The following is a 14,047-nucleotide window of genomic DNA, read 5'->3' as shown; positions in this document are numbered from 1 at the left end:
CCCGGAGGGCGAACGACGTGAGTAATGCTCATTTACATAAAGTAAACTCGTACGCGAGCTCGGTCCGCTTCTTCGGCCGTTTGACTCGCTGCGCTCGCCCTTCGGGCCAGCCTTCGGCTGTTACTCCCGCTGGTCGTTGCGCCTTGTCTTGCCTGCCTCGCTAACGTTTTTCCAGCCTAGCTGCTCCGGCCCGGCTACCTTGCTTGAGGCAGCCGGGGCCTCCCATAATCGGCCGAACCCAAACGGATTTCTCTGCCCATGGCGATTGCGCGCAACGACCTCGACCACAACGGCCTGATCATCGGCGTTTCGCCGGAGCGTTTTCGCGCGGTGGCGATGCCGTTGCTGTTCGATCACCTCAATGCGCAATGCGAAGGCACCATCGCGGTCAACCGCCAGGCGCGCATCGTCTGGATCAATGACAAGTACGCCGAGAAGGTCGGCATCAGCGATCCGCGTAGCGTGCTCGGCAAGGAGATCGAGGAAGTGCTGCCGGCCAGTCGTCTGCGCGAGGTGGTGGAAAGCGGCCTGCCGAGCATGCTCGACCTGATGGCATTCGGTGACGAACATTTCGTGGTGACCCGTATCCCGCTGCGTGACGAGGACGGCACGCTCGTGGGCGCGCTGGGGTTCGTCCTGTTCGACCGGGCGCAGCATCTCAAACCGCTGATGTCCAAATTCAACATCCTGCAGACTCAGCTGGTCGCCACCCAGAACGAGTTGGCCAAGGCCCGCCGCGCGCGCTACACCATTGCCGGTTTCATCGGCACCAGCCCCGCCGCCAGCGAGGTCAAGCGCCAGGCCCGGCGCGCCGCACAGCTCGATGCCACGGTGCTGATCCGTGGCGAAACCGGGACCGGTAAGGAATTGCTGGCCCAGGGCATCCACAACCTGTCGCCGCGCGCTAACGGCCCCTTCGTCGCGGTCAACGTCGCGGCCATTCCCGAAACCCTGGTGGAAGCGGAGCTTTTCGGCACCGCACCCGGTGCCTTTACCGGCGCCGATCGCAAGGCACGGACCGGCAAGTTCGAAGTCGCCAATGGCGGTACCTTGTTCCTCGACGAAATCGGCGATCTGCCCATGGCGCTGCAGGCAAAGCTGCTGCGTGTATTGCAGGAACAGGAAATCGAGCCGCTCGGTTCCAACCAGGTCAAACCACTCAACGTACGGGTGATCGCGGCCACCCATATCGATCTGGAAGCCAAGGTCGCCACCGGGCAGTTTCGCGACGACCTCTACTACCGGCTCAATGTTCTCGCTCTCAAGGTGCCGTCACTGCGCGAACGTGCCAGCGATATCCCGGCCCTGGTCGAACACCTGCTCGATGACATCGCTAATCGATCCGGCCAGGCGCCGATGGAGCTCACCGCCGACGCCGTGGCGCTGCTCTGCGGGCAACCCTGGCGTGGCAACGTGCGCGAATTGAGCAACCTGCTGGAGCGCGCACAACTGAACGCCGACGGTCTGCCGCTGGAGTCGAGGCATCTGCTGCCCCTGCTTGGCGAGCAGACCCACCGGGTCGCACCGCCGGCGGAGCCAGCATTGTCCGCGGTCGAACTGCCCACGCTGGAAGATTCGCCCTTGCAGCTGCTGGCCGAAAGCGTTGCACAGGCCGAGCGCCGCGCACTGCAACATGCGCTGCGCGCCTGCAAGGGCAATCGCCGCCGTGCCGCTGTCGAACTGGGAATTTCTCGAGCGAGCTTGTATTCCAAGCTTCAACTGCATGGATTGAGCGAGCGGTAGGTCGCTGCGATAGCCACGCGGACCCAGCCGCGTCGCATGCGAGCCGTGAGTTCGAATCTTACCGCCCCATCACTTATGGATTATCGGCCCTTCTGCTATTTTCGGTTGCTTTGGCCTCTGCGGAGCCAGATACGCATCGCTGGCGCGATGCACTCCAGCGGCGTGGCCATGCAGGAGCGCAGGCACGGACCGGCCGTGCCGACGGCAGCCATGGGTTTCGCCGCGCTAGTCGATCATTGCGCCAGCCAGCCGCCATCCACGTTCCAGGCCGCCCCGCGCACCTGCCGAGCGGCATCGCTACAGAGAAACAGCGCCAGGTCACCCAGCTCTTCAGGCGTGACGAAATCCAGCGAGGGCTGTTTCTCCATCAGCAGCTCACGGGTCGCTCGGCTCGGGTCGCCATGGACCTGCGCCTTGCTATCGATCTGCTGTTGCACAAGTGGCGTCAGTACCCAGCCGGGGCAAAGCGCGTTGCAGGTAATTCCAGTGGTTGCCGTTTCCAGCGCAACCGTTTTGGTCAGCCCGATCACACCATGCTTGGCCGCCACGTAAGCAGCTTTCTGCGCGGAGGCCACCAGGCCATGTACAGAGGATATGTTGATGATCCGCCCCCAGTTGCGCTCACGCATGCCCGGTAATACCAGGCGCATGGTATGGAACACCGAGGACAGATTGATGGCGATGATGCTGTCCCAGCGCTCGACCGGGAATTTCTCGACCGGAGCGACATGCTGGATGCCTGCATTGTTGACCAGCACATCAAGGGAACCGAAATCACGCTCGGTCTGGCTGACCATGTCGCCGATCTGTTCAGCATCGGATACATCGGCCGGGTGGTGCAGCACGCGCGTGCCGTACCTGGACACTTGGGCGACAGCCGCCTCCACATCGCCGAAGCCGTTGAGCATCACGCTGGCGCCCGCCTCCGCCAGTTTGCAGGCGATGCCCAGGCCAATGCCACTGGTCGAACCGGTGACCAGGGCGGTTTTGCCTTTCAAGATCATGGCTGTCTCCGATAACGGCGAATGACGGTCAGGGCATTGGTGCAGAAGGCACCTTGCTGACAATCAGAATAGCGGCTGCCACGAAGGGCGCTGTGCGGGGCTATGGCAAAGCGGGACGGCATATGGCCGGCGGTCGCTCCCCCAGAACGTTCGAGTAAGGCATTCATGCAGTTTTCCTTATTGTTCTAGTCACCCGCACTCCAGTCGGCCCCGCGTTGCGGTGCGACTGGGATAACAAGCGGGACAGTGGGAAACCAAGAGCGAAAGCCGTGCCAGACCGGGACAACTGCCAGTGAAAGCCCTCGAGGCCGTGAAACGGCCGCACTCCGCATCGAGATGCGGTGCGGCTCGCTACTCGCTACGGCATTGCAAAGTGCCCAGAACACTGGACATGCTCACCTATCGATACACATCCGCCTGCCGCATGTCCTGCCGGCTGGACGATGCGGCTCGACGGCGCCCGCATCTATTTTGCCATGCGACTCTGTCGACCTGTTTCGAAAGACAACTGGCGGGGCTCGCCTCCTCGCTTTCCGGCAAGTACGATCGCTCGGTTAGTTGGTGCGCTAATGAACTTCCGCGCATCGATGAACGATGAGTGGCTAGAAGCCTTAGTGCCGGAAGGATTCTCAAATAACAGGCGATGGGAATGCAGCAAAATAGCATTTGCTGTCGCCTCGTTTAATATCGACTTTCAAGACAGAAGGAGAACTCCATGACTGACAAGAAAGAAGGCATGAGTGTTAACGAGGCGGGCCGCAAAGGAGGCGAAGCAACTTCCGCATCACACGATAAAGAGTTCTACCAAGAGATTGGTAGCAAAGGCGGCCAGAACAGCGGCGGCAACTTTGCCAATGACACTACGAGTCTTTCTGATCGAGAGCTAAATCGAGCATTGATTCGCCTAGAGCCTCACGTCCCCGCTCTATCAGAATAGTTGCAGCGCTTTGGATATCCCCTAGCTCCTTGTTCTGGCTCAGCTTGAACTTGGCAGTGAGCCGAGTGATCTCGATCTCCAGACCGACAATAGCCAGCATCATCGAGGCAATGTATTCCTTCGGTGCGTCGGTCATTTTCCATGGCTTGGGTTCAGAGGCCTCATGCGTACGGGTCAGTTTGGCGACGAGCCCTCGCACATAACGCTCGTCATCCCGAATCCTGATACGGCCGTGCGCATGTACCACCTTGTAGTTCCAGGTGGGTACCTGCTTGTGGTGTTCTTGCTTGCTCGGATACCAGTTAGGCGAGATATAGGCTTCCTCTCCCCGAAATACGACGAGCACCTCATCACCGTTCCGGACGTCTGTCCAAACCGGGTTATTGCGCGCGACATGGGCATGCAGCGTCCCAAACGCACCTGCCTCCGCGACCAATTCGAAGGGAATGTGATTGGCGTCCAAACCGCTTTCGCCATGTGTAAAAAGGACACCTAAAGGATGCTGTCTGACGAGCTGGAACATGGCGTCAGTCGAAGGGGGATCGAAGTGCTCTGGAACGTACATATCACCACCCGTGGGTTGACGGGACATCGTTAGAAAATGAGGAATTGGCCAGGCATCGCCGGACATGCAGCTGCAGGTATTGCAGCCATCTCAGTGCGAAAAATCATCGTCATGGATATTAGTCTCCCAACCTGCCGAGCCCTAAAGCCATTGCGACAGGAGCATGGATGCCGGATGAAACGTCGCTCGACAGGCTTCGAAGCAACGAGGGATCAGACTGGCCCCTTACCACCAAAGCCAAAACTTCTCGACAACTCGGTACCTCCTTTGGACGTCACGCTCAGCGCCCTGGAGTCCAGATGACGAGTGACCCAGCCACGTTTAAGCATTAGCTCCAACAACGCCGCGCCCAACGCACCGCCGACATGCGGCGATCTCTCGCTCCAGTCCATGCACGGATACGCCAGGCGTCTGCGCTGACGGAGCACTGCGTCGATATCGATCCCCCGCCTCGCCAACGCTTCGGTTCCCACCTCGGTGAGTTTGTAGTCCCTGCCTTGCACCTGTATCCAATTCGCTTCAAGCAAGGCGTCGTGCAGCTTGACCGCGACCTCACCCGCGCAGTGGTCGTAACAGGTTCGCGCGTGCCTCAAAGCGGAGGGGGTCGAGGGCCGGAACGCCGCCGCGGAGCCATTGGCCAGAGACAACAGCGCCTCCAGAACCCGAGCCACCTGGGTACTGGCCAATCTGTAATACCGATGCCTGCCCTGCACATGCAGCTCGACCAGGCCCTGTTCACGAAGGCGCGCGAAATGGCTGCTGGCGGTGGAAGCGCCTATGTCGGCGACGGCCGCCAGTTCGGTCGCAGTGCGAGCGTGTCCATCGAGCAGGCTGCATAGCATTCGCGACCGGGCTGGGTCGGCAATGGCGCCTGCCACCGCGGCGAGATATGCGTCAGCGGTATCTACATCCATAGTTCGGCTACCCCCGAAGTATTCCGTGTCGCCGTCATCATACTCAGGTTCAAACCACTTGAGCGGCGGCAGGAATGAACCAATCCTTTTTCGGCAGGAAAGTCGTAGCGGCAGCCTTTGTAACGGCCTTGCTCGGGTGGGGAATAGGCTTCTACGGCCCGCCGATATTTTTGTACTCCGTCATCCAGAGAACTGGCTGGTCCGTGCAACTGTGCTCCGCGGCCGTCACCGTGCATTTTCTGGCTGGCACCCTGGTGGTCGTGAACCTTCCTAGATTGTACAAACGCTTTGGCATCCCTCGGATCACTGCCTTGGGCTCCCTGCTGCTTTCCTTGGGCGTGTACGGCTGGTCAATTGCACGCGAACCCAACGAACTGTTCATCGCGGCAACCCTCAGCGGCCTGGGATGGGTAACCTTGGGCGCCGCGGCAATCAACGCGATCATCGCGCCATGGTTCGTCACCAAGCGTCCCGCAGCTCTGGCAATGGCCTATAACGGCGCCAGCATCGGTGGCGTGGTTTTCTCGTCTGCCTGGGTCTATCTGATCAACCAGCTGGGCTTTTCGCAGACCGCATTGCTGATAGGTGTGCTGACCATCAGCACCATCGGATGCCTCTCGCTAAAGGTCTTCGGTGTTCTCCCAGAGCACCTCGGGCAACATGCAGACGGAGCCGAGGTCAGACTTGCCGAGCTGAATGCCCCGCCAATCGCATCGGCGATATCTCTCTGGAGCAACCCCCAGTTCGTCACCCTGGCGGCCGGAATGTCTCTGGGCCTGTTCGCGCAGATCGGGCTGATCGCCCATATGTTTCTGCTGCTGGCTCCCTATCTCACCGAGCAACAGTCCGGCCTTGCGATGGGATTGGCAACCGCGAGCGCCATTGCAGGCAGATTCCTGGTGGGTTGGTGCATGCCCGCGAATGCCAACCGACGAACAGTCGCTTGCATCAGCTACGCGAGCCAGCTGGCGGGTTGCCTGATCATGGCAGCACTGCATACCCATCCCATCTTGTTGTGGATAGGCATCGTCATGTTCGGCGCAGGTATAGGCAACGCCACGTCCGTGCCTCCGCTCATCGCACAGGCCGAATTTCCCAAACATCAAACGCAACGCGTGATCGCACTGATCGTCGCGACATCACAAGGCTGCTATGCATTTGCCCCGGGCCTGTTCGGAATCCTGACATCGCTCACCGACGGGCCGGGCTCGGCGATGCTGCTGTTCGGTTTCGCAGCCGTTCTTCAGGCAGCAGCCATCCTGGTTTTCATGCTTGGCGACAGTTCGACTCGAAGAAAAAACATGGTTCAGCGTACGGAAAATTGATCGCACTAATCCCCAATCATCTAGCCGGCCTCGGTAAGCAACCAGTCACGGAAGGCCTGCACCTTCGGCAGCTCGCCATTCTCTGGACGATAGACGACGTAGTACGCCTGCGTCAGGGGGCAATCCAGGCCTTTGTCAGCGAAGGGGCGGATGAGGTGGCCGGTATTCAAGTCCCCCTTGACCATCACACTGCGCGCCAGTGCCAGCCCTTGCCCCTCCATCGCTGCCTGCAGGACGGCCGCCGAGTTGTTGATGCGCAGGCCATGATCGCTCTTCACATGGTTGAAGCCCGATGCATCCAGCCACATTCGCCAAGTGGGGTAGTCGCCATAATGTGCCATCGACAGGTCGTGGATCAGCGTGCAACGCGACAAGGCGTCGGCGGGCAATCGTCCGCTCTTCAGCAATGGATAGTTCGGCGAGCAAACCGGAAATATGACTTCGTCCATCAAACGAACGGCGCTTAAACCTGGCCAACTGCCGGAACCGTAGCGTACGCCGACATCGATACGCTCAGCCTGAAAATCCACTGAACGCGAATTGGTATCGAGCAACACATTCAGGTCTGGATAGGCCTGCTGAAACCGCTCGATACGAGGCAACAACCATTTTGAAGCGAAGGCGGGACTGACCGTGATGGTGAGTTCCGCGTGCACACCGGCGTCCTTCAACCGAGCCAAACCCAGCCCCAGTCGTTCGAAGCCCTCGCGTATATCAGGCAGTGCCGCACGCGCTGCATCGGTTAACACCAGGCGTGCCCCCCCACTTGCAGCGCGAGTGAACAGAGCGATCCCCAGCCATGACTCGAGGTTACGCACCTGCTGCCCTACGGCTGCAGGGGTGACGTTCAACTCGGCTGCTGCGGCAGAAAAGCTCTGATGTCGCGCAGCCGCTTCGAAGGCGCGCAAGGCATTTAGGTACGCAGGCGTACTCATTGAAAGTTTTTCTTTCTCGGAAAGCGAAATCTTATGCGTTGTCGGCAGTGTCTGGCAAATCAACAATTCGCAGCAGGTCGGCAAACTAACGTTACGCGAAGAGCCTTTGTCGGCCACCATTCCTTGCGCTCAGTAACACTGAGGAGATCAGAGTATGAATAGTTTTTCTAACAAGATTGCCATCGTCACCGGCGGCGGTTCGGGTATCGGTAAGGAAGTCGCCAAGCGTCTGGTCACATCCGGCGCTTCGGTGGTTATCGGCGGACGCGATGCGGCCAAGCTGACCCAGGCAGCCCGGGAAATCGATGCCAGCGGTCGCCAGATACACACCCTGGCCGGCGATATCGCCCACCCCAGCACTGCCCAAGCATTGGTCGACGTGGCGGTACGTGAATTCGGCGGCGTCGACATCCTGGTCAACAATGCGGGCGTGTTCAAACCCAAGCCGTTCCTCGAGGTGAATCCTGACGAGTATGACTGGTTCCTCGATACCATCCTCAAGGGCAAATTCTTCATGGCGCAGGCGGCAGCCAAAGCCATGCTTCAACGCGGCGGCGGCGCTATCGTGCAAACGGGTTCGTTGTGGGCCATCCAGGCCATCGGTGCGACGCCTTCGGCAGCCTACTCCGCAGCCAATGCCGGTGTGCATGCGCTGACTCGCAACCTGGCCATTGAGCTTGCCAGCTCGAACATCCGCATCAACACCGTGGCCCCGGCTGTGGTCGAGACGCCGGTATACGGCACATTCATGAATGCTGAACAGGTCAAGGAAGTACTGCCGACGTTCAATGCCTTCCATCCTTTGGGGCGTAACGGCCAGCCGGGCGACATTGCGTCAGCCATCCTGTTCCTCGCCTCAAGCGAGGCTGCCTGGATTACTGGCACCGTGCTGCCGGTCGATGGCGGCGTAACCGCCGGCCGTCACTGAAGGAGTTTGCTCGATGCAGGATTGGAATGAATATTTTGGCGGGTTGATGAACCGGGCCGGTGAGTTCGCCCAATTCGCGCCACAAACCATGCGCGGACTGAACACCATGGGCAGCGCACCGGCCAAACATCTTGATCCGAAAATCCACGAGCTGATCGCGCTTTCGGTGGCCGTTACCACCCGCTGCGACGGCTGCATCGCGGTTCATGTTCAGGATGCGCTCAAGCATGGTGCGACCCGAGAGGAAATCGGCGAAGCCTTGGGCGTGGCCATCGCACTGAACGCGGGCGCTGCCCTGACCTACAGCGCTCGAGTATTCGATGCCATTGGGGCTTTCGGCGAGCCCTGATCTGCAATGGGCGCCTCTAAGCGCCCGTTTCTTATCAGCTCACCTTCTTCCTTCGAACAACGCCGCGATATGGGCCAACTCTGCGCCATCGGAGCGTGTAGAGATATGCCATAGCGAACCGGGATGCACCGCCGAGGCGTTGCTATGTCTCGCTCAGGAACTTCCAATCTGCTGGAGTGATATGCCCGCGCCGCTCCCCCGCGGCCGAATGGCTATCGCAAGACAAGCCACCACCGCCGACGCAATCAGTGCATTAAGGGAACTTGTAGCGGTCAGCGTGGCGCCAAATAGCGGCGTGCCGATAGCCTGGCCAATCGCAAGGACAAGAAAGGGAATGCCTAAACCCAGGTCGGGACGGTCCGGAAGCAGGTTGATGCCTTGGATCAGATAGGCTCCCGTCGAGACGATATAGGCAGCGCCAAATACGCCCATAGCTACAACGCCGGAGATGGCCGACATGGAAGCTGTTGCCAGTCCTACGGTGCCAAGCGCTATTCCCAGCAGCGCAAATCCATGGACTCGTCCCGTACCGAAGCGGTTGACCAGAACACCAGTCAGCGATCCGCTGATGCCTGCCACGCCCAGCGCTATCCAGGCCCATGCAATACGGGCGTCGGTAAAGCCGAATTCATTGCGCAAGATATCCGCCCCGAACGTCCAGATGGCAGTGCTGGCCAAGCCCATCAAAAAGGCGCTCACGCTCAGCGCGCAAAGACCTGGCCGACCGAAGATCGCGAGGGAAAAACGCTGTGGGGCGTCGCCATTGGCGCGCGGCGGGACGGCGAACCAGAGCCACACCGTTACGCCTGCACCACACAGCGCGAACATGGCGTAAAGCTCGCGCCACGCACCAGCGGCCGTCAAGGCTGCCGCGCCTGAAAATACGATGCCTGCGGCCGTTCCGGCGTTGATCGCTCCATTGGCTTTAGGGCGGTCTTGGTCACCGAACCGGGCTGCAACCGCGGACGCGAGCGGAGGCGATGTCAGGCCAGTACTCACGCCTCCAAGCGTAATGCCTAGGCCCAGCGCCCAACCCGACCATGCAAAAAATACGAGCCCCATGCCAACGGTAGCAGCCAGTCCGGCCAAGCAAGCGATAGTGCGCGGACCGAGTTTGGCAGCGCTTAGAAATGCGAAGACGATACCGACGCAGTAAGCGGCAAAAGCACTGCCACCAATCCACCCGGCTACGGCTACATCGAGCGTCAGTTCCTCGCGGATTTGCGGCAGAAGGAGCCCATAGGCAAAACGTGCGAGACCATAGGAAAGCGCTGTCAGGGCGAAGGCTGCGGCGATGAGATTCAGGCCGCGGCTCATGAGTGCTCTACTCGGGCATGTTCGAGAAGCGACAACGCGGCAGCCTTGGCGTCGTCAATGACCGAAACACTTGTCACACTGGCCGCAGCAGTGGCGCCTTCGAACAGTAACCAGACTTGGGTGGAAAGCGCCGGGCTCTCATACCCAAGGGCGCTTTGAACGCGTTTTTCAACTTCGTTACGGAACTCATCCTTCTGCTGAAGAACCAGTGACACGATTGCGCCGCTGGCTTCGGCGTATTCGCTGCGCGCGCGCAGCAGCATGCATCCTCGCGCGCCGTGCTCTTCTATCCACTGCCGCAGCGTATCGAAAAGCGACTCAACCGGATTGACGTCCGCTGACTGCGCTTCGAGTTGCGTCATGAATGCATGATGCCTCGCTTCGAGCACCGCGATAACCAGTCCGTCTCGTGAGCCGAAGTGCTTGTAGAGCGTGCGGGTGGAGGCACCGGAAGGCGCGAGCGCACGATCGATCCCGATTCCTCGGAACCCCTCTGAGTCGAACATGCGGGCCGCGCCCGCGATCATTTCTTCACGTTTGTCCATGGGCTCAGTGTAAAACGATCATTTTACACGTCAAGCTTGCTACGGCTCTCAATGCCCATATGCCAACTCGCGCCCTACCGCGTGCCGCCTGGAGCAGGCTCCAACTCGCCACAAGAGTCGATTGAAAGGATTAGGCAAGGCCCCAGAGGCGCTGGCATGGGTACGTTGGGCACGGTGAAGTCAGGACGCGCGACATCGTTGCGCTCCTGCTCGCTTGTTCCGGCTAGAAACAGGTGCGCTACCCGGCGCTTTTGGCCTGGCTGATCATACCTAGTTCATCAGGTCGCAAAGTCAGCACCGAAACGCCAGAAGCGGTCACGGCAACGGTGTGCTCGAACTGCGCAGAAAGCGATCCGTCCTTGGTGACAACGGTCCATCCGTCTGCCTTGGTTCTGACATTCCGCGCGCCTCGATTGAGCATCGGCTCGATGGTAAAAACCATGCCCTCTCGCAGGACGAGTCCGGTGCCTGGCCTACCGAAGTGCAGCACCTGAGGTTCCTCATGCATCTCGCGGCCGATGCCGTGGCCGCAATATTCGCGCACCACCGAATAACCGTTGCGCTTGGCATGATGCTCGATTGCCGCCCCTATATCACCAAGCCGGGCACCTGGACGAACCGCCCGAATACCCTTCCACATGGCTTCGTAGGTAACCTGGACCAAGCGTTTGGCGGCTGGGCTGACTTCTCCGACAAGATAGGTCTTGCTCGAATCGGCGATATAGCCATTTTTCTCCAGGGTGATATCGAGGTTGACGATATCGCCATCTCGAAGCACTTCCGATTGCGATGGAACGCCGTGACAAACCACGTCGTTGATCGAGCAATTCAGCACGAAGCCGTAGCCATATTGACCTTTGCTGGCCGGCCGGGCTTGCAGTTCCCGGACAATGAAGTTCTCGACCATTTCATCAATCTGAAGCGTCGACATGCCAATCAGTGGGGTTCGATCCAACAGCTCGAATACGGACGCGAGCAGCCGGCCGGATTCAGCTAACAGCGCCAGTTCCCAGGGTTGCTTGATCATAGGTAGTTCATGGTCAATGGCTGAGCCGAGACCCCGGCGCCGCTGAGCTCGCGTTGGATGATCTCGTTGAAACTGAGCGTAGGGTTGGTCTCACACAGCATCCCCACCTTGATCCAGAAGGCCGCCTGCGCGTTGATCGAACGGCAGGAAACCTTCGTTGCCCGGCGCAATTGATCGTGTAGGTCGTCGTCGATGTTCACAATACCCATTGGCTTCTCCATATATGCTTCGTATATGAATAGCATATGTTTCGCTTACTTAAAAGCCAAAAGCAATTTTGGACGCTGAGACACGCCGTGGTAGTCGCTATGGAATGAGTCAGGGGTGCGATTCGAGCGCTTGAAGGCGGCGATGGCAGCTGAAGGTAAGGCACTCGGCGAAGACTACCCCGACATCATCGTGGTAATAGTCATCGGTCATTGAGCAAGCGGAGCTGGCGATGAAGCGGCTACGCCATCGCCAGAAAGGGTCAGCTCCACGAAGCGCGGAAGCCGACCGTAGTGAGAGGCCAGGTCGGTTCAGCCGGCCAACACGCCATCGACCAAGGCTTTGGCTTCTTCCTGGATGCGCTTGAGGTGCGCCTCGCCTTCGAAGCTTTCCGCATAAATCTTGTAGACGTCTTCAGTGCCGGACGGGCGTGCAGCGAACCAGCCATTGTCGGTGACTACCTTGAGCCCGCCGATCGCCGCGCCATTGCCCGGCGCCTCGGTGAGAATCTGTTTGATCGGTTGGCCAGCCAGCTCAGCTGCCGTGACCTGTGAGGCGCTGAGCTTACCCAGCTTGGCCTTCTGTTCGCGATCAGCCGGAGCATCGATACGCTGGTAGACCGGCGCACCGAAACGCTCGGTGAGTGTCTGGTAGCGCTCGCCCGGATCCTTGCCGGTCACCGCGGTGATCTCGGCGGCCAACAGGCCGAGGATCAGACCGTCCTTGTCTGTCGACCATGCGCTACCGGTCTTGCGCAGGAACGACGCGCCCGCAGACTCTTCGCCACCGAAGCCGAGGCTCCCGTCCATCAAGCCATCGACGAACCATTTGAAGCCCACTGGCACTTCCACCACTTTGCGCTCGATACCCTGGGCAACCCGGTCGATCATCGAGGAGGACACCAGCGTCTTGCCAATGCCGGCTTGCGTGCTCCACTCGGGGCGATGGGTGAACAAATATTCGATCGCCACGGCCAGATAGTGGTTTGGGTTCAGCAGCCCGACGGAACGCGCGACGATGCCATGGCGATCATGGTCGGTGTCGCAGGCGAAGGACACGTCGAAGCGGTCCTTGTTTTCGATCAGCCCGGCCATGGCGTGCGGCGAACTGCAATCCATACGGACCTTGCCGTCCCAGTCCAGACGCATGAAGCGGAACGTGGGATCGACACGCGTAGACAGTACCTCGAGCGGCAGCCCGTAGCGTTCAGCAATGCGCGTCCAGTAGTGCACGCCGGCACCGCCGAGCGGGTCGACGCCAAACTTCAGACCCGAGCTGCGAATCGCCTCCAGGTCGATTACCTGGCCCAAGCCGCCGACGTAGTGATCGATGAAATCGAATCGTTGAGTGGTGGCAGCCTTCAGCGCTTGGGCGTAATCCATCCGCTCGACGCCCGTGAGCCCGGCCGTCAGCAGGGCGTTGGCGCGATCCTGAATCCACTTGGTCACGCCGGTATCAGCCGGACCGCCATTGGTGGGGTTGTATTTGAAGCCGCCGTCAGCGGGAGGGTTGTGCGACGGGGTGATGACGATGCCATCGGCCAGACCAGTACTACGGCCAGCGTTGTACTCAAGAATGGCGTTGGAGATGGCCGGTGTCGGCGTGTAGCCCGGCTCGCCATTGGTTTCGCTGCAGCCGGCGTCGATGCGTGTCTCGACGCTGTTGGCCGCCAGCACTTCCAAAGCGGAAACGAAGGCCGGTTCAGACAACGCATGGGTGTCCATGCCGACGAAGATCGGGCCGTCGATACCCTGCTCGCGCCGGTAGTCACAGATCGCCTGGGTCACGGCAAGAATGTGCCACTCATTGAAGCTGTTTTTCAGCGAGGAACCACGATGGCCGGAGGTGCCGAACGCGACCTGCTGCGCCGGATCGGAAGGGTCGGGTCGCTCGCTGTAATAACGCGAGATCAGTCGCGGGATGTTCGTCAGGGTGTGTTCGTCCGGCAGGCGTCCTGCATTGAGGTCGAGACTCATCTGTCGTTCCTTTGGATAAAGTGGAAAGTATCGCCTCAGGCAAAACCGTGTGCCGCATGGGAGGCAATCAACACAAAAAGGCATCGTTCAACGCCGTTCACTAGGCGCTAAGACCATCATCCCTTGGGCTTTGGTTCCCCGTGCGATCGGACCAATGTTCACGCTCGCCGGCGGCGCATGATATTGCCTGTTCCTTCTTCATCCAAACGCCGCTATTTCTGGGTCTGCTGGGGGCTCGCCTTCCTAGACGAAGCTGACGGAAGCCAGGGGATAAA

General features: G+C 59.8%; 13 protein-coding genes and 1 pseudogene. 5 read left to right on the top strand and 9 right to left on the bottom strand.

Annotation, left to right across the window (positions count from 1 at the left end):
• The first annotated feature begins 258 nt into the window (after nucleotides 1-258).
• Nucleotides 259-1,743, top strand: coding sequence for a sigma-54 interaction domain-containing protein (locus tag UF78_RS09500; RefSeq protein WP_045161918.1), 1,485 nt, complete (start codon nucleotides 259-261; stop codon nucleotides 1,741-1,743).
• Nucleotides 1,744-1,976: 233 nt separating this feature from the next.
• On the opposite strand, the gene UF78_RS09495 is transcribed toward UF78_RS09500, so the two are convergent.
• Nucleotides 1,977-2,747, bottom strand: a complete 771-nt coding sequence (locus tag UF78_RS09495) for a 3-hydroxybutyrate dehydrogenase (protein ID WP_045161917.1) — start codon at nucleotides 2,745-2,747, stop codon at nucleotides 1,977-1,979.
• Between the two features lie 715 nt (nucleotides 2,748-3,462).
• Here UF78_RS09495 and UF78_RS22575 point away from each other — a divergent pair.
• Nucleotides 3,463-3,606: pseudogene (locus UF78_RS22575) on the top strand (general stress protein); the annotation flags it as partial.
• Nucleotide 3,607: 1 nt separating this feature from the next.
• Here the strand turns inward: UF78_RS22575 and UF78_RS09490 are convergent.
• Nucleotides 3,608-4,249 (bottom strand): FMN-binding negative transcriptional regulator, encoded by a 642-nt coding sequence (locus UF78_RS09490; protein ID WP_045161916.1) that lies wholly within the window; start codon nucleotides 4,247-4,249, stop codon nucleotides 3,608-3,610.
• 212 nt (nucleotides 4,250-4,461) lie between these two features.
• Nucleotides 4,462-5,163, bottom strand: a complete 702-nt coding sequence (locus UF78_RS09485; protein ID WP_045161915.1) for an ArsR/SmtB family transcription factor — start codon at nucleotides 5,161-5,163, stop codon at nucleotides 4,462-4,464.
• 74 nt (nucleotides 5,164-5,237) lie between these two features.
• Between UF78_RS09485 and UF78_RS09480 the strand changes: the two genes are divergently transcribed.
• Nucleotides 5,238-6,488, top strand: a complete 1,251-nt coding sequence (locus UF78_RS09480; RefSeq protein WP_045161914.1) for an MFS transporter — start codon at nucleotides 5,238-5,240, stop codon at nucleotides 6,486-6,488.
• Between the two features lie 20 nt (nucleotides 6,489-6,508).
• On the opposite strand, the gene gcvA is transcribed toward UF78_RS09480, so the two are convergent.
• Nucleotides 6,509-7,423, bottom strand: a complete 915-nt coding sequence (gene gcvA, locus UF78_RS09475; protein ID WP_045162065.1) for a transcriptional regulator GcvA — start codon at nucleotides 7,421-7,423, stop codon at nucleotides 6,509-6,511.
• A 154-nt stretch (nucleotides 7,424-7,577) separates the two neighbouring features.
• Between gcvA and UF78_RS09470 the strand changes: the two genes are divergently transcribed.
• Nucleotides 7,578-8,351 carry an SDR family NAD(P)-dependent oxidoreductase gene (locus UF78_RS09470; protein WP_045161913.1) on the top strand — a complete coding sequence of 258 codons (774 nt, stop codon included), beginning with the start codon at nucleotides 7,578-7,580 and terminating at the stop codon, nucleotides 8,349-8,351.
• A 13-nt stretch (nucleotides 8,352-8,364) separates the two neighbouring features.
• On the top strand, nucleotides 8,365-8,700 hold the full coding sequence (locus tag UF78_RS09465; RefSeq protein WP_045161912.1) for a carboxymuconolactone decarboxylase family protein: 336 nt from the start codon (nucleotides 8,365-8,367) through the stop codon (nucleotides 8,698-8,700).
• Between the two features lie 153 nt (nucleotides 8,701-8,853).
• On the opposite strand, the gene UF78_RS09460 is transcribed toward UF78_RS09465, so the two are convergent.
• From UF78_RS09460 to pgm, 5 genes are all read right to left on the bottom strand, one after another.
• The gene (locus tag UF78_RS09460) at nucleotides 8,854-10,017 is read right to left on the bottom strand and encodes an MFS transporter (RefSeq protein ID WP_045161911.1); all 1,164 of its coding nucleotides are present in this window, start codon (nucleotides 10,015-10,017) and stop codon (nucleotides 8,854-8,856) included.
• The gene (locus tag UF78_RS09455; RefSeq protein WP_045161910.1) at nucleotides 10,014-10,562 is read right to left on the bottom strand and encodes a TetR/AcrR family transcriptional regulator; all 549 of its coding nucleotides are present in this window, start codon (nucleotides 10,560-10,562) and stop codon (nucleotides 10,014-10,016) included. The genes UF78_RS09460 and UF78_RS09455 overlap by 4 nt, the downstream gene beginning before the upstream one ends.
• A 238-nt stretch (nucleotides 10,563-10,800) precedes the next feature.
• The gene (gene map, locus UF78_RS09450; protein WP_045161909.1) at nucleotides 10,801-11,589 is read right to left on the bottom strand and encodes a type I methionyl aminopeptidase; all 789 of its coding nucleotides are present in this window, start codon (nucleotides 11,587-11,589) and stop codon (nucleotides 10,801-10,803) included.
• On the bottom strand, nucleotides 11,586-11,798 hold the full coding sequence (locus UF78_RS09445; protein WP_045161908.1) for a ParD-like family protein: 213 nt from the start codon (nucleotides 11,796-11,798) through the stop codon (nucleotides 11,586-11,588). The genes map and UF78_RS09445 overlap by 4 nt, the downstream gene beginning before the upstream one ends.
• A 309-nt stretch (nucleotides 11,799-12,107) precedes the next feature.
• Nucleotides 12,108-13,772: a phosphoglucomutase (alpha-D-glucose-1,6-bisphosphate-dependent) gene (gene pgm, locus UF78_RS09440; protein WP_045161906.1), complete on the bottom strand. Its 1,665-nt coding sequence runs from the start codon at nucleotides 13,770-13,772 to the stop codon at nucleotides 12,108-12,110.
• Nucleotides 13,773-14,047: the final 275 nt, after the last annotated feature.

This window comes from Stutzerimonas stutzeri (assembly GCF_000952685.1).
Taxonomy (GTDB): domain Bacteria; phylum Pseudomonadota; class Gammaproteobacteria; order Pseudomonadales; family Pseudomonadaceae; genus Stutzerimonas; species Stutzerimonas stutzeri_E.
The sequence above is the reverse complement of the archived record's forward strand: the minus strand, read 5'-3'. Positions and strand labels throughout refer to the sequence as shown.